Annotated in this window: 20 protein-coding genes; 2 read left to right on the top strand and 18 right to left on the bottom strand. The window is 40.8% G+C overall.

Features of this window, described 5'->3' with window-relative positions; all coding sequences use genetic code 11:
- Positions 1–331: 331 nt before the first annotated feature.
- From nrdI to ACORHT_RS08795, 9 genes are all read right to left on the bottom strand, one after another.
- Positions 332–799 (bottom strand): class Ib ribonucleoside-diphosphate reductase assembly flavoprotein NrdI, encoded by a 468-nt coding sequence (gene nrdI, locus ACORHT_RS08755; RefSeq protein WP_049527317.1) that lies wholly within the window; start codon positions 797–799, stop codon positions 332–334.
- A gap of 71 nt (positions 800–870) precedes the next feature.
- Entirely contained in the window at positions 871–1,398 is a 528-nt protein-coding gene (locus tag ACORHT_RS08760) for an ABC transporter permease (RefSeq protein ID WP_434350058.1), read from the bottom strand.
- Positions 1,399–1,459: 61 nt separating this feature from the next.
- Positions 1,460–2,746, bottom strand: a complete 1,287-nt coding sequence (locus tag ACORHT_RS08765; RefSeq protein ID WP_075229747.1) for a response regulator transcription factor — start codon at positions 2,744–2,746, stop codon at positions 1,460–1,462.
- A gap of 2 nt (positions 2,747–2,748) precedes the next feature.
- Positions 2,749–4,422 (bottom strand): sensor histidine kinase, encoded by a 1,674-nt coding sequence (locus ACORHT_RS08770; RefSeq protein WP_434350838.1) that lies wholly within the window; start codon positions 4,420–4,422, stop codon positions 2,749–2,751.
- A complete protein-coding gene (locus ACORHT_RS08775) occupies positions 4,400–5,014 on the bottom strand; it encodes a YesL family protein (protein ID WP_434350059.1) in 615 nt (204 codons plus the stop codon). Before ACORHT_RS08775 ends, ACORHT_RS08770 begins: the two co-directional genes overlap by 23 nt.
- A 178-nt stretch (positions 5,015–5,192) precedes the next feature.
- Positions 5,193–5,342 (bottom strand): 50S ribosomal protein L33, encoded by a 150-nt coding sequence (gene rpmG / locus ACORHT_RS08780; RefSeq protein WP_001265622.1) that lies wholly within the window; start codon positions 5,340–5,342, stop codon positions 5,193–5,195.
- A gap of 15 nt (positions 5,343–5,357) precedes the next feature.
- Positions 5,358–5,540 (bottom strand): 50S ribosomal protein L32, encoded by a 183-nt coding sequence (gene rpmF / locus ACORHT_RS08785; protein WP_000290417.1) that lies wholly within the window; start codon positions 5,538–5,540, stop codon positions 5,358–5,360.
- 148 nt (positions 5,541–5,688) lie between these two features.
- Positions 5,689–5,889: a PTS ascorbate transporter subunit IIC gene (locus ACORHT_RS08790; protein ID WP_000796543.1), complete on the bottom strand. Its 201-nt coding sequence runs from the start codon at positions 5,887–5,889 to the stop codon at positions 5,689–5,691.
- 2 nt (positions 5,890–5,891) lie between these two features.
- Positions 5,892–6,899, bottom strand: coding sequence for an SPFH domain-containing protein (locus ACORHT_RS08795; RefSeq protein ID WP_414294591.1), 1,008 nt, complete (start codon positions 6,897–6,899; stop codon positions 5,892–5,894).
- 183 nt (positions 6,900–7,082) lie between these two features.
- On the opposite strand from ACORHT_RS08795, the gene ilvD reads away from it, so the two are divergent.
- On the top strand, positions 7,083–8,786 hold the full coding sequence (gene ilvD, locus ACORHT_RS08800) for a dihydroxy-acid dehydratase (protein ID WP_434350060.1): 1,704 nt from the start codon (positions 7,083–7,085) through the stop codon (positions 8,784–8,786).
- 57 nt (positions 8,787–8,843) lie between these two features.
- On the opposite strand, the gene ACORHT_RS08805 is transcribed toward ilvD, so the two are convergent.
- From ACORHT_RS08805 to tgt, 3 genes are all read right to left on the bottom strand, one after another.
- Positions 8,844–9,185: a metal-sulfur cluster assembly factor gene (locus ACORHT_RS08805; protein WP_049495258.1), complete on the bottom strand. Its 342-nt coding sequence runs from the start codon at positions 9,183–9,185 to the stop codon at positions 8,844–8,846.
- Between the two features lie 428 nt (positions 9,186–9,613).
- Entirely contained in the window at positions 9,614–11,431 is a 1,818-nt protein-coding gene (locus tag ACORHT_RS08810) for an acyltransferase family protein (protein ID WP_434350061.1), read from the bottom strand.
- Positions 11,432–11,553: 122 nt separating this feature from the next.
- Complete coding sequence (gene tgt, locus ACORHT_RS08815) at positions 11,554–12,696, bottom strand: tRNA guanosine(34) transglycosylase Tgt (RefSeq protein ID WP_016466286.1); 1,143 nt, start codon at positions 12,694–12,696, stop codon at positions 11,554–11,556.
- Positions 12,697–12,812: 116 nt separating this feature from the next.
- On the opposite strand from tgt, the gene ACORHT_RS08820 reads away from it, so the two are divergent.
- Positions 12,813–13,670, top strand: coding sequence for a DUF975 family protein (locus tag ACORHT_RS08820; RefSeq protein WP_434350062.1), 858 nt, complete (start codon positions 12,813–12,815; stop codon positions 13,668–13,670).
- Positions 13,671–13,714: 44 nt separating this feature from the next.
- Here ACORHT_RS08820 and ACORHT_RS08825 read toward each other — a convergent pair whose 3' ends face one another.
- From ACORHT_RS08825 to ACORHT_RS08850, 6 genes are all read right to left on the bottom strand, one after another.
- Positions 13,715–14,077 carry a DUF1304 domain-containing protein gene (locus ACORHT_RS08825; protein ID WP_434350063.1) on the bottom strand — a complete coding sequence of 121 codons (363 nt, stop codon included), beginning with the start codon at positions 14,075–14,077 and terminating at the stop codon, positions 13,715–13,717.
- Between the two features lie 10 nt (positions 14,078–14,087).
- Positions 14,088–14,513, bottom strand: a complete 426-nt coding sequence (locus tag ACORHT_RS08830; RefSeq protein ID WP_434350064.1) for a MarR family winged helix-turn-helix transcriptional regulator — start codon at positions 14,511–14,513, stop codon at positions 14,088–14,090.
- A 300-nt stretch (positions 14,514–14,813) separates the two neighbouring features.
- On the bottom strand, positions 14,814–15,677 hold the full coding sequence (locus tag ACORHT_RS08835) for a DUF2262 domain-containing protein (RefSeq protein WP_434350065.1): 864 nt from the start codon (positions 15,675–15,677) through the stop codon (positions 14,814–14,816).
- Positions 15,678–15,828: 151 nt separating this feature from the next.
- Positions 15,829–16,914 (bottom strand): LysM peptidoglycan-binding domain-containing protein, encoded by a 1,086-nt coding sequence (locus tag ACORHT_RS08840; protein WP_434350066.1) that lies wholly within the window; start codon positions 16,912–16,914, stop codon positions 15,829–15,831.
- Positions 16,915–17,090: 176 nt separating this feature from the next.
- On the bottom strand, positions 17,091–17,705 hold the full coding sequence (locus ACORHT_RS08845) for an HAD-IA family hydrolase (protein ID WP_414321487.1): 615 nt from the start codon (positions 17,703–17,705) through the stop codon (positions 17,091–17,093).
- Positions 17,706–17,708: 3 nt separating this feature from the next.
- Positions 17,709–18,989, bottom strand: a complete 1,281-nt coding sequence (locus tag ACORHT_RS08850) for an MATE family efflux transporter (protein WP_434350067.1) — start codon at positions 18,987–18,989, stop codon at positions 17,709–17,711.
- Positions 18,990–19,015 lie beyond the last annotated feature (26 nt).

Here is a 19,015-nt window from a genome sequence, read left to right on the forward strand (position 1 = left end):
GGTGGGACGACGAAATCGAATTCTAACGAATTACCGATTTCTGTCCCACTCTCATTTTTTCCTGAGAACTAAGATTCCCACCAGTATAACAATCCCTAGTGATGCCATGGTTCCGTATGCTGACAAACTTTCATCAAGAAATTTCTTGGAGAACTGCAACAGAGCGAACTCTAAGAGTAGCAAAGCACTGCATAGCATAATATCCTTGAAGCTTGGTTTGCGTTTTATATACTTTAAAAATGATCTCTGTAGTTTACTCATTTCGATTGTTCCCTTTTGAAGTAAATCATTTATCCATAGAATAAAACTCTTCCTCAGAAAATCTGGCCTCTTACAAAGCTTCTAATTCATAGAGTTCCGCAATAATCCCTGCAACCTTTTTAATATCTCCCAGCATTCCACGCATCTCAAAGTCAGCTAGAACGGGGAAACCAAAGCGCTGGCTGTATTGTTTAGCCGTCAAACAGTATTGGTTGTTAAAGTTACGATTACCTGATCCTACAACGCCAAAACACTTGCTGGCATTGTCACCGTAAGCGATAAAATCACCTACTGGAGTGGTCAAAATCTCCACATCACCATTATCAACACCATTGCCACCTTCTAGATAAGTCGGTAGGAAAGCCACATATGGGTTGGTCATTTCAAAGAAGTCTTCTCCTTCCTTGACCAAATCTTTAATATGAATTTTTTCTACTTCAATGTTCTCATACTGTTCTAATAGGTAAGCCTTCAATCGTGTTACGAAACTCTCCGTATTTCCGCTCAGACTGATATAGACTAAGGAAATTTTTTTCATTTTATCCTCCTTTTTGAATCATAAAAAATAACTACCAAGATTGTATCTTGATAGTTATGCTTTGTCAACTCTTAGGCAAGTTCTTCCTCTTCTTGAGCTTCTGTTAATTCTTTCTGCTGACGCCACATCTTATAGAAGACGATTGCTAGGAAGATAACATTGAGTACAACCCCAAAAATAGCAGAGCCTTTAGCACCTAGTTCAGCTCCCATACGGATGTTAGGGTCTGTAAAAAGTGAAAGTGCATCTTGGACTCCTACAAAGTTGTAGATAGAACCAAGGATAGCTAGAAAGACATAGCCGATATAGGTATAATTAGCCAACTGGATGTTTTTACGAACGAGGAAGACCAAAGCAACCACAACTAAAATAGCTGATAAGACAACTAAAATCATGTTGAAAATTGAATGGGAATGTTCAGTTACTTTAATCGTGTAGGCAATCAGTTCCTTAGCATAAGTAGCATCTACACCTGACGACTCAATATTACCCATACTTTCTGCAGTAGGTACTGGAGAGATGAGCCCAAATAGCGATATTGCTGAGAGTAAGGCTGATAAAATCAGCAACACCCAAAGATAGATTGGTTTCTTTTTCATAAAAGTAACCTCCTCATAATTTTTTAATTATTATAGCATATTTTACGAAGGAGAACAACTGTTACAAGTTTGTTTCCACCTGTTTTCGATAGGCTTTAGGAGACTTCCCACACAGTTTTCGAAAGACCTTATAGAAATAACCTACATTACTGTATCCAACCGTATAGCAAATATCCTCAATACTATCATTTGTAGATAGCAAGAGTTGCTGGGCCGCCTTGATGCGTTGCTTATTGAGAAGCTCTGCAAAAGTGGAATTGGTTTCCTTCTTGATCAACTGCCCCAAATAAACGGGATTGATAAAGAGATCCTTGCTGATATCCTTGAGAGAAAGCTCTTTTTGGTAATCTCTACCAATAACTTCAAGCACACTGACCACATTTTCATTCATTCGATATTGACCGAAGAATGATGTCAAGGTTTCCTTGGTATAAGCGACTAAATCCTCAAACGTTGTAATGGCATGAATGTTCTTGACAATATCTGTCATATCGTCTGCTTTCAAATGTTCAAAAAGATGGAATACATCCATGACAAACTGGGTAAAGAGCTGCTTTGTGATAGATACTCTCGGTGTATTTTCTAAGACAATCTTCTCAAGCAAGGTCAATTCATCAATAATCTGCTGGAGATTTCCTTGAATAATCACCCGATAGATAGGTTCGTAGTAAGAAAAGAGACTTTCGGACTGATCTAAATTGACTGAGCCATAAAAGAGAGTCTTTTCAACATCACGCTTCCACTTTTCAAAGTTGATTTGATAAGGAGCTTCAAAAGGCATGACTAGCAAACCCTCAAATTCCTGATCTGCAAGGACGATTTGCCAGTCCTGACCTAGAACATAGTAGGGAATGACAAAATCCCCTTGTTTTTCTTTTGAAAGCCCAATCCACCAGTTTTCTTTTTGTGTGAGATGAGTCTTGAATGCTTCTTCATCTAATTGCTGGCTCAAGATTTCTGGCTCTTGAACCTTCTCACGAAGTTGAGTAACGATTTTTTCAAGTAAATGTCCCAGCTCAACCTTATCGACTGGTTTAACCAGATAATCAACCACGCTGAGATTCATAGCTTTTTTGACATAGTCAAATTCTTGATAGCCCGATAGTAGGATATAATAAGCATCTGGCAACAAGTCCTTCATTTCCTGAATCATTTCAAGTCCTGTTTTGTCAGGCATGTTGACGTCAGATATCACAATATCCACAGGATGTTCTCGGACATAGTCAAGAGCGTCGTCGGCATGATTGGCTGTAGCGACGACTTCCATATCCCATTTATCAAAAGGAATCAAACGCTTGAGACCTTCGGTAATCATGTACTCGTCGTCCACTAATAGTACTTTATACATCTTTATCCTTTCTCCTCATCCTGAATAGTAATTCGATAACGAACACCTTGATGTTCCATTGATTCCACACTAATGTTATAGCGTTCCCCAAAATAGAGAACAAAGCGTTCATGCACATTGACGATCCCAATGGATTGTCGTTTCCCACTATAATCCACTGTGTGTTCAAAGGTTCTTTGGGCTAATTTAGTTTGAATTTCTGCTAATTTTTCAGCAGACATCCCACGACCATTATCCACCACTAAAATTTCGACATAGCCCTCTTGTTTCAAAGCCTTGATGCTGATAACATTATCGGTTCTTCTGTGATCAACTCCGTGGGCAAAATAATTCTCCACCAAAGGTTGGAGGGTGAATTTTGGAATCCGCATTTCTTTTAGCTTGGGATCAATTTTAAAGCCATAGGCGATTGACTTGGGATAGCGAACCATACAGAGATAGCTATATTTGCGACAAAACTCTACTTCTTGCTTGAGCGTCGTTTCTCGTTCATCAGAGATGTTGTTGCGCAAGAGACTGCTGAATTCGTAGATAATATCTGCCAATTCGTTCTGATCTGCCATGACTGCATACATTCGTAAAAACTCGAGGGTATTGTACATAAAATGCGGATTAATTTGAGCTTGCAATGCCCGCATATTGGCATCTTTTTGGCTCAGCTCCAGCTGGTAAATATCGTGGATATTTCTCTCCAGTCGATCCAACATATCATTTGTCGTTTCAGCGATTAAAAGTAATTCCTGATCTTTCTTCTTAAGATCAATTCTTTTGCCTTGTTCCCCCTGCGCAATATCATGGATTGTCTCCACTAGGTCAACAACTTGTGCTTGATACTTGGAGAATGTCTTCTTCAAAGTCGCATATAAAATGACGATAAAGAGAGCGCTCAGGGCAAGGATGATGCCTGAACTAGCCATGCTACCACTAAGTACATAATCTCTAGGAACAGCAACTTGAACCTGATAGCCATGAGACGTTATAGCGAGCAACCAATTCTCACGATCACTTTTTTCACCTAGATGAAACATATCCGTTTCAAAAGGGGAGGTAATGGTCACAGCGATGGGAATGGTTCCTCTGGTATTATCAATAGCCTTATAAAAAACATCAGAAGTCACGGAAATGTAGATCACACCTAAAGGTAGATCTGATACTGGGTCCGATACTGGAATGGCAAAACTATTAGCTTCTGGCTTGAAACCTTCAGCAGGTACTTTATAGCCACTACGATTGTCCCTTTTGGAGACATAAACTTCTGTCGAATCCTGTAAAACGATGGCTACGCCTGTTACAAAATCATTGCGCACATAGAGATCATCGATATTTTCATAGATGGATACCGAAATATAAGGTGACGCCTTACGCTCTAGTTGCCAATAAAAATAATCGGGGGTGCTGAGGCTAAAGTACTTATAAATCCCTTCGATGCGTGCTTGGTTTTCTACTAAATCTTGAGCTAAACGAGCTGACTCACGATAGTAATATTCAACCTCACTCACTGTCCGTGTTAAAACCCGCTGGGAAACATGCTCCGCTTCTTTTTCGCGATTATCCCAGTTTACATAGGAAATCAAAAGGGCAAAACTGGCAATGATGACAATCATCACCCAACTATAGGTTCTAAGGAGCGAATGAAGCCAAAACTGTTTCATTCTATTTGGACGCCAATTTTTCATGAATGTTTTCATAAACAGGCTCCAATAAATCACTAATAAAGAAATGCCACATTCCAATTCCCACAAAAATGATGAGAGCTGGCATGTAGAAGGCAATGATGGCTAACAAGACACTTCCAAGAAGAATCTTAGCCATGGCTGACAAACTCATAAAAATTCCGATGAAGGCAAGCTTTAGAGTATTTTTGTAGGATAAGTCAAAGTAAACCTGCAATTTTAAAGACACCGCATAGGCCAAAAATACCAAAACAACCAGAAAGATATTTAGAAAAGTTGCTGCCAAGTGGAGAATGGTCTGATGCGGCAATTGAACCATCAGATATAAACCATAAATCAAGAGCAAATCAAGTCCAAAAAAAGTATAAAAGCTCAGATTGCTTTTGATAAAATTGCTTTTAAACAAAGCCCATGCTTCCTTGAAACGATAAGAACGGTAAGAATAGCCGTGTTCTGCAAATAAACTCATGAGAGTCGCACTAGCTGGCGCAATACCAAAAACCACACCTCCTGCTAGTGTCAATAACCAAAAATAAGCTGTAGCTATCATCCCCAAAAAGAAACGATGAAAGACTAGCTCAATGAAATTTCCCACGGTTTGCCTCCAAAAAAATAATCTAGAACTATTATAACATATTTCAAGCGCTCTCAAAAAAAGAAGAGGAGAGAAAAGGTGGTGAGAATTTATCACCACCTGTTTACCATAATGTTACTAAAAATTAAAACCAATGGCCGAAACCATTGGTTTTAAGATGTTTAAAATACGTTAACTCTTATTTAACTTCTGTAAACACAACGTGTTTGCGAAGTTTTGGTGAGTATTTCTTCAATTGAAGACGGTCTGGAGTGTTACGTTTGTTTTTAGAAGTAAGGTACAAGCGTTCACCAGATTCTTTGTGTTCAAGTGTAATATTTACGCGCATGGTATCTCCCTTCTATTATTCAGCTGATGCAGCTTTAGCGATCTTACGTCCTTTGTAGTATCCTTTAAGTGATACGCGGTGAGAACGTGAGTAATCTCCAGTAGTTTCGTCAAAGTTTACAGATGGAGCTGTTACTTTGTAGTGTGTACGACGTTTGTTTTTCTTCGCTTTTGAAGTGCGACGTGCAGGTACTGCCATTTTGATTTCTCCTTTTAAGATATAAATTCAGTTAGGTTTGATTTTCATCAACTTTAATAGTATATCAAAACTTTTTTGTAAAGTAAAGTTACTTGACAAAAAAAGATAAAAAAATTTTCCTATCCACTATTCTGGATAGGAAAATAGATTAAATATCAATTTCGAAGGGTTCATCAATAGTTTCTGAGACGTATTTCCCGTCTTTCTTCCGTTGCTTGACACATTCTGTAAGAAGATATTCAATTTGCCCGTTGACTGATCGAAAGTCATCTTCTGCCCATGATGCGAGTGCAGCGTATAGCTTATTCGAGAGTCGAAGGGGGATTTGCTTCTTTTTAGCTTCTGCCATTTCTAATAAAGGCTTCCTGTATTGACAATTGGTTGTGCATCATGATTGCCACAGAGAACGACTAGGAGATTTGAAACCATAGCAGCTTTTCGTTCTTCGTCAAGTTCTACTAATTCTCCTTCATTGAGACGTTCTAGTGCCATTTCAACCATTCCTACAGCGCCATCAACAATCATCTTACGTGCATCAATAATGGCTGATGCTTGTTGACGTTGAAGCATGACAGCTGCAATTTCCGGTGCATAAGCTAAGTAAGTAATACGTGCTTCAAGAATTTCCAAGCCAGCATCCTCAACACGACTCTGAATTTCTTCACGAATACGCTTAGCTACAATCTCACTAGAACCGCGGAGGCTTCCTTCATCTGCTTGCCCGTCACCTGTAGTATCCACATTCGGAGACACATCGTAAGGATAGATGCGGACAATATTACGGAGGGCGCTATCACACTGCAATGAAAGATATTCTTTATAGTTATCAACGTTGAAGACTGCTTTAGCCGTATCGACTACACGCCAAGTAACGGCAATTCCGATTTCTACAGGGTTCCCTAAGCAATCGTTAATCTTTTGACGGGAATTACTCAAGGTCATAACTTTGAGAGAAATCTGTTTCTTGCCAATTTCAAGGTTTACATCATTGCCATTTGATGATTTCATCCCTGAAAAAGGTGATTTCGTGCTAACATCACCACTTTGACCAAGTCGAGTGTGGTTTGCAGGATTGACCGCTATACTGAAGGGATTGACAAAGTAAAAACCAGGTTCTTTGATGGTCCCAGTATAGTTACCAAAGAGGGTCAAAACCAGAGCTTCCTGAGGTTTAACAACTTTTAAACCAGCATGAGCTAGACCTGCAATTAAGCTTAATAAAAGTCCGATAATAATTCCAAAAATGTTTTCTGAACCAGCGCCCATGATAAATATAAAGACACCAAGTACGAATGCCAACTCAATGAGTACCAATGCTACTACACCATTGGGTTTTGAATTGATTAGTTTTTCAGTCATCAGAATGACCTCCTGTTTTTGATATCTAAATGATATCACTTTAATTTATAAAGTCAAGAAATAAATGCAAAATTTTTAAAGAAAATATTTCTGTATAGAATTTTCTGAAAATTCAAGAATTTTCTTCTGTTCATTGCTTTTAAAATGTGCTATAATGATACAAACTGAATTGGGAGGGAACAAATGACAGAATTAGATAAACGTCACCGCAGTAGCATCTATGACAGTATGGTTAAATCACCAAACCGTGCCATGCTTCGTGCGACCGGTATGACAGATAAGGACTTTGAAACACCGATTGTGGGAGTCATTTCGACTTGGGCAGAAAATACACCATGTAATATCCACTTGCATGACTTTGGGAAATTAGCCAAAGAAGGTGTCAAATCTGCTGGTGCTTGGCCTGTGCAGTTTGGAACCATTACGGTAGCCGACGGTATTGCCATGGGAACACCGGGTATGCGCTTCTCCCTAACGTCTCGTGATATCATCGCGGACTCTATCGAAGCTGCTATGGGTGGTCATAACGTAGATGCCTTTGTAGCTATCGGGGGCTGTGATAAGAACATGCCTGGTTCTATGATTGCCATTGCCAATATGGATATCCCAGCTATTTTCGCCTATGGGGGAACCATTGCACCCGGTAACCTTGATGGCAAAGACATTGATTTGGTTTCTGTATTTGAAGGGATCGGTAAGTGGAACCACGGTGACATGACTGCTGAGGACGTGAAGCGTCTCGAATGTAATGCCTGCCCTGGCCCTGGTGGCTGTGGTGGTATGTATACAGCTAATACCATGGCTACTGCTATCGAAGTTTTGGGGATGAGTTTGCCAGGTTCTTCTTCTCACCCAGCTGAATCTGCTGATAAGAAAGAAGACATCGAAGCAGCTGGTCGTGCAGTTGTCAAAATGCTTGAACTTGGTATCAAACCTTCAGATATCTTGACTCGCGAAGCCTTTGAAGATGCCATTACAGTGACAATGGCTCTAGGTGGTTCTACTAACGCCACTCTTCACTTGCTTGCTATCGCCCACGCGGCTAATGTTGACTTGTCACTTGAGGACTTCAATACAATCCAAGAACGTGTGCCTCACTTAGCTGACTTGAAACCTTCTGGTCAATATGTCTTCCAAGATCTTTACGAGGTTGGTGGTGTACCTGCAGTTATGAAGTACTTGTTGGCAAATGGATTCCTTCATGGAGACCGCATCACATGTACTGGTAAGACTGTCGCTGAAAACTTAGCTAACTTTGCAGATCTTACTCCAGGCCAAAAAGTCATCATGCCACTTGAAAATCCTAAACGTGCGGACGGTCCGCTTATCATCTTGAACGGTAATCTTGCTCCTGACGGTGCAGTTGCCAAGGTGTCAGGTGTTAAAGTGCGTCGTCACGTTGGTCCAGCTAAGGTCTTTGACTCAGAAGAAGATGCTATCCAAGCTGTCTTGTCAGATGAAATCGTTGATGGCGATGTAGTCGTAGTTCGTTTCGTTGGACCTAAGGGTGGCCCTGGTATGCCTGAAATGCTATCACTTTCATCAATGATCGTTGGTAAAGGCCAAGGAGACAAGGTCGCCCTCTTGACAGACGGACGCTTCTCTGGTGGTACTTATGGATTGGTTGTTGGACATATCGCTCCTGAAGCTCAGGATGGTGGACCAATTGCCTATCTCCGTACAGGCGATATCGTCACTGTCGACCAAGATACAAAAGAAATTTCCATGGCCGTTTCCAATGAAGAACTTGAAAAACGCAAGGCAGAAACAACCTTGCCACCACTCTATAGCCGTGGTGTCCTTGGTAAGTATGCCCATACCGTATCTTCTGCATCACGTGGTGCCGTTACAGATTTCTGGAATATGGAACAATCTGGAAAAAAATAAGCAAATCAAAAGCAAGCCATTTTTGACTTGCTTTTTTGTGTGTTTCAAAATAGATAACTATCGTGGAGGTAGTCCTAGAGCTATACGCCCATAACGACTGATTCGTGTAATCTTCCAAGCTGGAGACCAAGTGACCTCTACCTTGACATCCTCAATCCCATCAATTTGTTTTAAACCTGCCACAATCTCGATTGGCAGACTTTCTGCACAGTCACAGGCAGTATCCGTGAAGGTCATAACAACTGTACAAAGTCCATTTTCGTCCAAGTCAATCTCGTAAATCAATCCAAGGTTGTATACATCTAACTCTACATCTGTATCATAAACTTTTTCGAGCACTTCAATGATTTGATCTTCCAATGCTAGAGCACGGTTATTGATTTTGATATCTTCTCTCATTGCATTCCCTCCATTTTTAGACTGCACCTATTTTCTCATAATTCTGACAATTTGGCAAGTTTTTCCCAATCAAGACTGGATTCGCTATGACACTCAAAGAAGAGACAAGGGCTAGGTCACAGATTGGTCAAAGCACTGCTTTAAGATTGCTGACAAGATAGATAAACCGATAAGCTGAAGACCTCGATATAGTCTAAAGGAATTATTTTTTATCTTCCAAGAAAGGCTTCCTGAAAAGAAAAAGAGGCTGGGACAAAAGTCCTGACCTCTCAATTGTCTTTGGATTGTCGAGCAAGACGCAGTGGTTGAGTGGGCACTACTACGCTGATTTCATCAGCTTTTACAGCCCTACTCAACTGTGCGGAGGTGGGACGACGAAATCGAATTCTAACGAATTACCGATTTCTGTCCCACTCTCTTTTTAGGTATTATTTTGATTTCACAGGTTTATCTGCTAGGGCCTTGATGGCTGAAGCTATCGTTTCTGCATAGAGCTTGGCTCCCTCTTCCAGCTTGGTATTGTCATTACCAAAGTGAACCTGGTCTGTTCCCTTCCAAATATCTGGATGATCCTTAGAAACTTGGTTCCAATCTGCAATTTCAATGTAGGGATACTTTTGAGCAACTTCACGCGCATAGCTGGCATATTGTTCTACATAAGGTTGAGTTTCCTGGCTTGTATCCCCTTCATAAGGTGTCACCAGAACAAGCTGATGCCCCTTAGGTAGATTTGTCACCAAGGAGTCTATGTCAGCCTTGTAGTCCTCAGGATTATTAACACCAGTAGCAATAACAACGATCTTAGGCAGTGCCTTATTTTGGCTGTTATTCAGCATAATGGCATTGGCTTGCTTTGTATTTCGGCTTACTTGCCCATCTGTCTGTGCATCCGGCAAAACCTCTTGTAAACCAGGTGTTGCCCGTAAGGTTACAGAATCCCCTATGATAGATACACCATCTGTAATATTGTAGCGGCTTGCTTCCGTCTGATCTGCCACAGTTTTTGTGCGAGTAAGATTGGTCTGCGCTTGTTTAAGACCATTGACAGTCAAATCAGTCTCAAAAGCACCAACTTGTGGGGCAATGATCATTACAATCAGCGTTATCAAAGTAAGAATTCCACTACTAGTCACAAAAACAGTCTTGATATGTGGAATCTCTTTTGCCTTTTGCAAAAGCCCTGTTGTCTTTCCAGCGATTAAAGGTTCAATTACATAGAATGAGAGGGTTGCAAAAAGATACGAGAGGACAGTCGTTAAAATCACTGCTGGCAGATTGCCCATCAACTGGGTAAATATAATGTAAAACGGCCAGTGGAAGAGATATACTGCGTAACTGGTATCAGCTAGGAAGCTAATCACCCTTGGCTCCTCAATATTTGGTGTCTTCTCATGCAAGACTCGAGTAGCAAGAATCATAGCAAGTGCCGCTAAACTTGCAAGTAAGAATCCAATCAAATAGGCAAAGAGATAGGTAAATTTCACGAAGAAGGTCAGTAGAAGCAAGACTCCCAAACCTGCACCAAAGACCAGCAAAGTCTGTTTCAAATCCCAGGTATTATTTAGACGCTTAACCAGAGTAGTCGTTTGACGGACACCTACCAAGGTTGCCATGACACTACCTATAAAGAAAGGATAGACGTGGGTAAAGCTTGAAAAGTAAACCGTCGAGTAGGAGCTAACGATAAAGCTACCGATAAACATTGAAAGGAAACTGATGATAAAGGCAGCTGATGACAGGAGAAATACTGTCCCTCTTAATTGTCCAGATGATTTCGCCCGCTTAGACAAGAACCAAACTGCCAAGCCCCACAAGATATAGTAATGAACTTCAACTGCGAGACTCCAATTGTGGACAAACAGATGAGGGATAAACTGAGATTCATAACTCCCACCCGTTAGCATCTCATAGAAATTGGTCATAAAACCAAGGACACCAGCAATCTGACTACCTATACCTGCTACATAATCTTGCCGAACCAAGAAGGTGAAAGGCATTGTAACAAGTATCATCAAGACGACTGGAGGGAAAATCCGATAAAAACGTCTCCTGAAAAATCCTAAAAGATCAATTTGCCCCTTTTGACCATACTCTTCCAACAAGAGAGACGTGATGAGAAAGCCCGAAAAGGTGAAAAAGACGTCAACCCCGAAGAAGCCTCCTGGAAAAAGCGTCTGAAAGAAATGGTACAAAAGCACCAAGAGTAAACCTGTAATCCTAATCAAGGAAAACCATTTTATACGCATACGAGTTTATTCTCCGTTCATTAGATTGGCTAGAAAGCCATCTAATTTTCATTCCATATTACCTTTATTTTATCAAAAAAAGAAGAAAAATCCTAAGAGAAAACTTAGGATTTGAGCTTTACTTAGAAATTGCGCCCTGACTTGTTATAGCCATATTTTTCAACAAAATGCTCACGGAATTCCAAAAGATTATCATCCATGATAGCCTGACGAACCTGCTTCATAAGGTTGAGCAAGAAGTAGAGGTTATGGTAACTTGTCAAGCGGATACCAAAGGTTTCATCGGCCTTGAGCAGGTGACGAAGGTAGGCACGGGTGTAGTTCTTACATGTGTAGCAATCGCACTCAGGATCAAGTGGGGTAAAGTCCTCTGCAAACTGGGCATTCTTGACAACCAAACGTCCTTGGCTAGTCATACAAGTTCCGTTACGAGCGATACGAGTCGGCAAGACACAGTCAAACATATCGACACCACGGATAACACCATCAATCAGGCTATCTGGCGCTCCCACTCCCATCAAGTAACGAGGTTTGTTTTCAGGAAGGAGTTGAGTGGTGAAGTCCAAAACTGCGTTCATCTCTTCGTGGGTTTCTCCAACTGCTAGTCCACCGATAGAGTAGCCTGGGAAGTCCATGCTGACAAGGTCCTGAGCTGACTGACGACGAAGATCTTCAAATCCTGCGCCTTGCACGATCCCAAATAAACCTTGGTCATGCGGACGACGATGAGCCTTCAAACCACGCTCAGCCCAACGGCTGGTACGTTCGATTGACTTTTTCACATAATCATAGGGTTGGTAGAACTGAGGGCATTCATCAAAGGACATCATGATATCTGAGCCTAGATTGTTTTGGATAGAGATGGCCTTTTCAGGTGAAAGGAACATCTTGGAACCATTGAGATGATTCTTAAACGTTACTCCTTCTTCAGTAATATTACGGCTGTCCGCTAGGGAATACACTTGGAAACCGCCACTATCCGTCAAGATAGGTTGGTCCCAGTTCATAAACTTATGAAGCCCACCTGCTCGAGCAATCAACTCATCTCCAGGACGTAGCCACAAGTGATAAGTATTAGATAGGATAATTCCTGACCCCATCTCTTTCAACTCTTCTGGTGATTGGGTTTTGACCGTTGCTTGAGTCCCAACCGGCATGAACATAGGAGTTGGGAAGGTCCCGTGGGGTGTGATAATTTCCCCTAGACGAGCTCCTGTGTGTTTTTCTTTTTTAATCAAACGATATTTGATTGGTGAATCTGACATTTTTTACCTCCGAAGCTGGGAAAAACAGTCCCAGTTCTTACTTAGTGCCCAAGGGCATACTGTATGATTCTATCAAAAAAAACGGGAACTGTCACGAACTATGGTATAATGAAAGAATGAAATACCAAAAAATTGATTTAAAAGAAGTTCGTCAGCAAGCTAGACACTTTCAAAGCGAACATCCTCGTCTTTTACTTGTCTTTCTACTGCCAAGTCTTGTCCTAATTTTAACTAGTTTTATAAGCCCTCTATCTCTAATTGACGAAGGAATTCTTGAGCAATCCTTCCTCAGTTTTCTGATAACCTTGATCCAGTCATCGCTTTTTCCTTTGGCACTTGGTTTTACAGGCTCGATTATCCTAGCTGGCGCCCTCTTTACAAGCATCAATCTCTTTAGAGTGCCTCAAACAGAGCTTTCCTTCAAGGGTAGTTTGTCTTTATTAGACAACCGTCTCTTTAGTCAGACTTTCCTGACGCTCTTGCTCAAACGCTTCTACCTCTTTTTATGGAGTCTACCTAATCTTCTTGGAGTCTACTGTCTCTTTTACAGTAGCCTAATGGCTCGTAAATTTGTGGAATTGCACCCTGAATTTCCAGCAGTTGACCTCTCGAGTACAGATACTGAACAGTTTCTGCTTACTTTTGCGCTTTACTTCTTTGGAAGCGTCTTGTTGATGATTCTAGGCACCATTATTTATCTTCCACAGTATTATGCATATTCGCAAGTTGAACTACTCCTTTGTGACACCCTTGCAATTGGGATAGCTAAGCCAAGTCGGATCCTTGAAACTAGTCGCTTCCTTATGAAGGGCTATAAGTTCCAGCGCTTTGTCCTTGACTTACAGTTGCTCCCTTGGTATTTCCTTATTTGGATTAGCTTTGGGATTGTGAGCATCTCCATCTATCCTTATGTCTATAGTTGTCAAATCTTCTTTTATCAGAGACTTCTTGAACGTAAACATAAAAAAGGATAGAAAAACATATGTTAGCAAAAACCAGCACTAGGTGCTGGCCTTTTTTATTTCAAGAAAAGGATACTCAAGAGGGCTAAAATAGCTGGCCCACCTTGCTTTAGAATGATTTTTTTATCTGCAGTTAAGGCACCACAAGCCGCTGCTCCTATGACAAATAAAACAAAGATTGTCACGATTTCAAGGCTCTGCGAGAAATAGATTCCATAAAGAAGAAATAGACCAATCAAGGCATTGTAAATCCCCTGATTCTTGAAAAGAGAGGTTACTGATGGCCTTCCTAATTCTTCCTTATCCATGTTAAAGACACGACTGGTTGTGTCCGATTGCGTTGCCATAGTCTCCAAATAAAAGATATAAAAATGTTCGAGGGCAACAAGTGTTGCTAAAATAGTAGTAATAATTGACATCGTTTTCTCCTTAAAATTCTATTTTTTCTAGACCTGACACTAGCTTGGTCAGTAAAGTCGTCAGCTCTTTCTGCTCAGTAGGCGATAAGATGCTCTCCATCTGTTCCTTCACTTTCAAGTGATGTTTAGGCGGATTGACCAAGAGTTGATTCTTGGCTTCTTGGGTTAATTCAACTAAGACTTCTCGTTGATTGACTGGATTTCGCTCACGACTGACATAGCCCTCTGACTCTAAAATCTTGAAATGACGGGTCAGGGCTGCAGGGTCAATCTCTAACTTCTCCTGAACAGCAATTTGGTTACAAGGTGAGTTTTGCAATAAAAACTGCAGGATTTGATAGCGAGTCAAACTGATTCCCAACTGTTTCTCAAAAAGTTGTGTGATGATTTGATCTGCTAAGCGAACTTGATAAAGTAATTCGTGTATTTCTGCCATTTCTATCTCCTTGTAAATATTTGATTTATCAATGATTGATTAGTCAACTATAAGACAAATAAATTCATAATGCAAGTCTTTTGCTCATATTTATGAAACATAGACAATGTAACAAAAAGCGAAAGTCCTAGTCTGAATATACTATTCCAAGACCTCTCAAGCTTCATCAAGCTAGTAAAATAGTCAAGGATATGGATTGAAAAAGGAAGTTTTCCTTAGACGAGCATGGTAACTATAAAGCGAGGCTGAGATTTTTTGTCCCAGCCTCTTTTCTTCTAAAATCTATTGAGAACCCAATTACTAGCCTACCAAGTCCGATCTAAGGATTTCCCCCTCTTTATCGATGACAACTTCGATGGCATGGCCTGCAAAAATTTCCTCTCTATCATCATAGTAGAGGGTCAATTCCCTGTCTTCATTGATCGATAGTTCACTCAAGGAAAGAGAGTTGGTAAAATACTCTTCTGTTAACACCACATCATTTTCATCTGAATCTATCCAGTCTTGAGCTGTTTCCCAGAGTTCTTTGACAATATAGTCTTTAATCCGAGTATCTTGAACTTGGAAAGTTCCCATAAATTTCTTTAAATCATCGAAAGAACGTGGAGGGAGACTTTCATCTGTACCCGCATCAAACATAGCATGAATCTTACCACCCTCATAAGTGATAAATCCTTCAAACCAAGAATAGGCTCTGTTTAAGGTGAATTCGCCAATATCGTCTTGAATGATGACCGGTTTTTGATAGGTTTCAATCAAGGTCTCTAACCTAGCGTCTGTGGATTGGTCATCTAAGTATTCCAGCAAGTGGTAGCAGTTATTAGCTACTTCTGACATATATGGCTCTAGCTCCATGAAGGGGCGTTTTTGACATTTGATACGATGAATTTTGTAGGGTTCAAAACTAAATCCCCAATGCTTTTCTTCAAATTCTTCTGGGGTCAGGAGCCATTCCAAACGTCCCTCACGTTCAGAGAACTCCTGGGTTGCGACATTGACACTAGCTTTAAAATGAACGGACGGCATTTTACAACCATCTTTTAAAGAAGCAGCCCCATTTACATTTTGGAGGGTAAAAATCAAGAGCTCAACAATTTCTCCGCAAAATTCCTGTTCAAAATCATCTCTTGTTTTCTCAAATGGAGTTTTCAATCGATTTGTCATTCACTTCATCCTTTCTCTCTGCTTTTAATGCCTTAGTACTGTTATTTGTATACGCTTACATTTTATCATGTTTCAGATTTTATTTCACTTATAAATACTATTCTTGCAAAAAAAGAAGCCGAAACTAGATTAGTTTCAACTCCTCTTTCTATTAGTTCATCGATACGTGAACGTGGTCATAGTGGTTTTCTGTGACACTTCCACGATCTGGCATTGGATTCCAAGTGTAGGCTGGTCCATATATGCTATCGTATGGTGCATAGAAACGTTGTTTCCAGATGATATAGTTAATTCCACGGGTCGCCATGTTCTGGATCGCATAATCTGCAATTTGGTCTCCAAGAGCTGAGCTTACTGGAACCATAAAGTCAATGGCAAGACCTTTTCCGTGGTCGCCACTATCTCCAGGACGGTAGCCGCTAAATGATGTGATACCAAACAAGTTAGCAATTTCTTCTTTAAAGGCAGCCGTTTGTGGTTGTAGACCTGCATTTTCTGATTTTGAAGCTGCAATACTTGCATAATCAGGAGCTGCTGGTGCTGCATAAGTGTTTGAAGAGTGCTGACTTGGTTCTGCTTGATAGGTAACGTCTTCTGTATCAGATGCGCTTGTAGCCGTCTCTACAGCTGTTTCCTCCACTACTGGAGTTGAGTTCTCTACTACTGGGCTCGCAACTTCTGCTACAGTTTCAGTAGTAGCCTCTGCTACCGGATCTTCCGCTGGTGTTACAACTTCTGTAGTAACCTCTGCTACTGCTTCTTCTGTCGCTTGTGGTGCTACTGCTTCAACTTGAGACTCTGTTTCTTCAACTGGTTGAGTTAAATCTTCAACCTGTACAGTTTGGTCATCTACAGTGACTTGGTTAGTTGTCAAATCTGCTGTTGCAGTTGTTCCTTCGCCACCTTGAACTGTGTCAGGGGTTTGAATTTCAACTTCTGTCACTTCTTCCTCATCATTAACAGTTGTAGTAAGCACTGTCTCAGGGAAAATCAGATCAATATTGCTGATCTTGTTCAAGTTAGCAAGAACGGTCACATCCACTCCCAAAGCTTCGGCAATGGTACTTAGAGTATCTCCATACTGAATCGTATAGCTTGTTTTATTCTCATTCTTAGTAACATCGTTTTGAATTTGCTCAACACTGCGCGCTGTCCATACTAGTTCTTCTGCTTGAGTTGCCAATACAGGTGCAAAGGACAAGGCTACTGTTGATGCTAAAATAATTCTTTTCTTCATACTATCAAACTCCTTTTCAAATGTAGTACCTGTCTATCATAACACAAAGAAAATAGAAAAAAAGCCCTTTTGGGGCTATTTAACAGAACTGTACATTCGTTGTAACAAATCACATTACTTGAAATAGTTTGTTAGTTTCTTGTCATCAGGCTGACACATTCTTCTTGAAGAAAGTTCTAGAAGGAAAGTGAGCTAATATCCTCCAGATGCTCTATCTGTTGATTACAAGTTGCAGGTGAGGCAAGGAAATTGATACTCTGGATGCCACTGTTTTGGGCAAATTCTATATCCAAAGTCCGATCGCCGATATAATAAGTCTGCTGAGGATTTAATCCATACTTATCTAAAAGATAAATCGCAGCTTCTGGACTAGGCTTCCGAGCAAAGCCACTTTGATTGGTTAAAATTTCTGTGAAATAGTGGGCCAAATCCAAATTCTCCAAAATTGTAAAAGCATTGTCCCCTTTATGGGTATAAACAAACTGCTCAATTCCTTGCTGGTCTGCCCAAGCTAAGATTTCACGCGCCCCTGGCATCAGAACCACTTGAGCATTCTTCTCAGCCAAGCTCTGAGCACGAATCTGATTGAGCATATCTGCATCCAAGCCTCTTTCTTCTCCCACCTTTTCCAACAGATCTTGAACGGAAGTTTGTAGAATAAAGGCACGAACCTCAGCCTTATTATAAGGAATGTCAAACTGAGCAAAGGTCTCTTCGATTCCTGCTAAAATAGCCTCATAAGAGTCCAATAAAGTTCCATCTAAATCCCAAATAAATCCAATTTTGTTCATGTTTCATCCTTTCAAAGAGATATATTGCTTATAACGATAGCGTAGGAAAATCCAACGGAAACCATTATCCAAAAGCGTTCCTGCCCAGATACCAGGCAAGCCCCAACCAAGAACAATTCCCATCAGATACCCTGTTCCGATACGGATACACCACATTCCGATACTTGTCGCATAAAAGGGAAGTCGGGCATTTCCCAAACCTTGCCAGACAGCTGTATAAATGACCGTCCCCGTTGTCATAGGAGTCCCTAAAAGTGAAAAAAGAGTCACTAGAACACTAGCTTTGATAGCCACAGGATCACTAGTGTAAAGGTGGCTTAGGGGCATTCCGAGAGCATAGATACTAAGCGTTAAGGGCAACATGAGAAAGAAAGACAACCAAAAAGTTTGCTTACTTAGTCTGTCCACCCTTGCCCAATCATTCTCCCCAACTGCTCGAGCTACCTGCATGACTGTTGCTGTCGCAACACCAAAGGCTGGCATATAGTTAAACTGAGTCAAGACTTCACCGATTGCATTTCCTGCGACTGCCTCAGTTCCGAAAGAAACAACCAAGGCAATAATGACCACATCTCCAGCTCGCATCATGAGACGTTCTCCCGCTGCAGGTAACGCCAAGGTCAGCAAGTCTTTGTCCAGTCCAAACGTCGGTCTCATATATGGAAGTTTTAATTGTGACCACAAAATTACAACCCCGATCAAACGAGACAAAATAGTCCCCCAAGCTACACCAGCTATCCCCATATCAAGGATAAAAATGGCGACACTTGAAAAAAGGATGTTTAAAGCATTGGATAAAAAACTAACATAAAGCGGAAGTCGAGGATTGTGGGTAGCGCGAATTAAGGCTCCTAGACTAGTCATTAAGCCCAGGAGAACGATTGTTCCACCAACTAAAGATAGGTATAAGCCACCACTTTCAGCCACAGCCTGTTCAGTACCCAAAAGACCAATCATCTCTTGACCTGCAAAGATTGACAAGCCACCTAAAATTAAACTCAATAGCAAGGTTATCTTGAGAGCTTCTGTCACATGGTAGGCTAGTCTAGACTGATCTTTCTGTCCCAAACTTTTTGATATAACACTAGAAATTGCTGCTCCCAAAGCAATAAAAATAGCCTGATAAATGGTGATAATGTTTCCAGCTACAGATACACCCGAAATAGCGATTAAGCCCAGATGTGCCACCAGATAGCTATCCACCATCCCCATGAGCATCTGCAAGAAATTTTCACCCATGGCAGGTAAAGCGATGTTGAGAATGTCTTTATTTTTCTTAAACAATCCTTCCTCCTGATGAAAAGAAACTC

Source organism: Streptococcus sp. KHUD_014, from assembly GCF_051106275.1.
GTDB lineage: Bacteria > Bacillota > Bacilli > Lactobacillales > Streptococcaceae > Streptococcus.

Coding starts and splice junctions, on each gene's coding strand:
- ACORHT_RS08795 (WP_414294591.1), bottom strand. CDS start 6,899: ATGACTGAAAAACTAATCAATTCAAAACCCAATGGTGTAGTAGCATTG.
- rpmG (WP_001265622.1), bottom strand. CDS start 5,342: ATGCGCGTAAATATTACACTTGAACACAAAGAATCTGGTGAACGCTTG.
- ACORHT_RS08845 (WP_414321487.1), bottom strand. CDS start 17,705: ATGAACAAAATTGGATTTATTTGGGATTTAGATGGAACTTTATTGGAC.
- ACORHT_RS08790 (WP_000796543.1), bottom strand. CDS start 5,889: ATGGCAGAAGCTAAAAAGAAGCAAATCCCCCTTCGACTCTCGAATAAG.
- ACORHT_RS08765 (WP_075229747.1), bottom strand. CDS start 2,746: ATGTATAAAGTACTATTAGTGGACGACGAGTACATGATTACCGAAGGT.
- ACORHT_RS08830 (WP_434350064.1), bottom strand. CDS start 14,513: ATGGCAGAAATACACGAATTACTTTATCAAGTTCGCTTAGCAGATCAA.
- ilvD (WP_434350060.1), top strand. CDS start 7,083: ATGACAGAATTAGATAAACGTCACCGCAGTAGCATCTATGACAGTATG.
- ACORHT_RS08805 (WP_049495258.1), bottom strand. CDS start 9,185: ATGAGAGAAGATATCAAAATCAATAACCGTGCTCTAGCATTGGAAGAT.
- ACORHT_RS08835 (WP_434350065.1), bottom strand. CDS start 15,677: ATGACAAATCGATTGAAAACTCCATTTGAGAAAACAAGAGATGATTTT.
- ACORHT_RS08840 (WP_434350066.1), bottom strand. CDS start 16,914: ATGAAGAAAAGAATTATTTTAGCATCAACAGTAGCCTTGTCCTTTGCA.
- ACORHT_RS08810 (WP_434350061.1), bottom strand. CDS start 11,431: ATGCGTATAAAATGGTTTTCCTTGATTAGGATTACAGGTTTACTCTTG.
- ACORHT_RS08770 (WP_434350838.1), bottom strand. CDS start 4,422: ATGAAAAATTGGCGTCCAAATAGAATGAAACAGTTTTGGCTTCATTCG.
- rpmF (WP_000290417.1), bottom strand. CDS start 5,540: ATGGCAGTACCTGCACGTCGCACTTCAAAAGCGAAGAAAAACAAACGT.
- nrdI (WP_049527317.1), bottom strand. CDS start 799: ATGAAAAAAATTTCCTTAGTCTATATCAGTCTGAGCGGAAATACGGAG.
- ACORHT_RS08820 (WP_434350062.1), top strand. CDS start 12,813: ATGAAATACCAAAAAATTGATTTAAAAGAAGTTCGTCAGCAAGCTAGA.
- ACORHT_RS08760 (WP_434350058.1), bottom strand. CDS start 1,398: ATGAAAAAGAAACCAATCTATCTTTGGGTGTTGCTGATTTTATCAGCC.
- tgt (WP_016466286.1), bottom strand. CDS start 12,696: ATGTCAGATTCACCAATCAAATATCGTTTGATTAAAAAAGAAAAACAC.
- ACORHT_RS08825 (WP_434350063.1), bottom strand. CDS start 14,077: ATGTCAATTATTACTACTATTTTAGCAACACTTGTTGCCCTCGAACAT.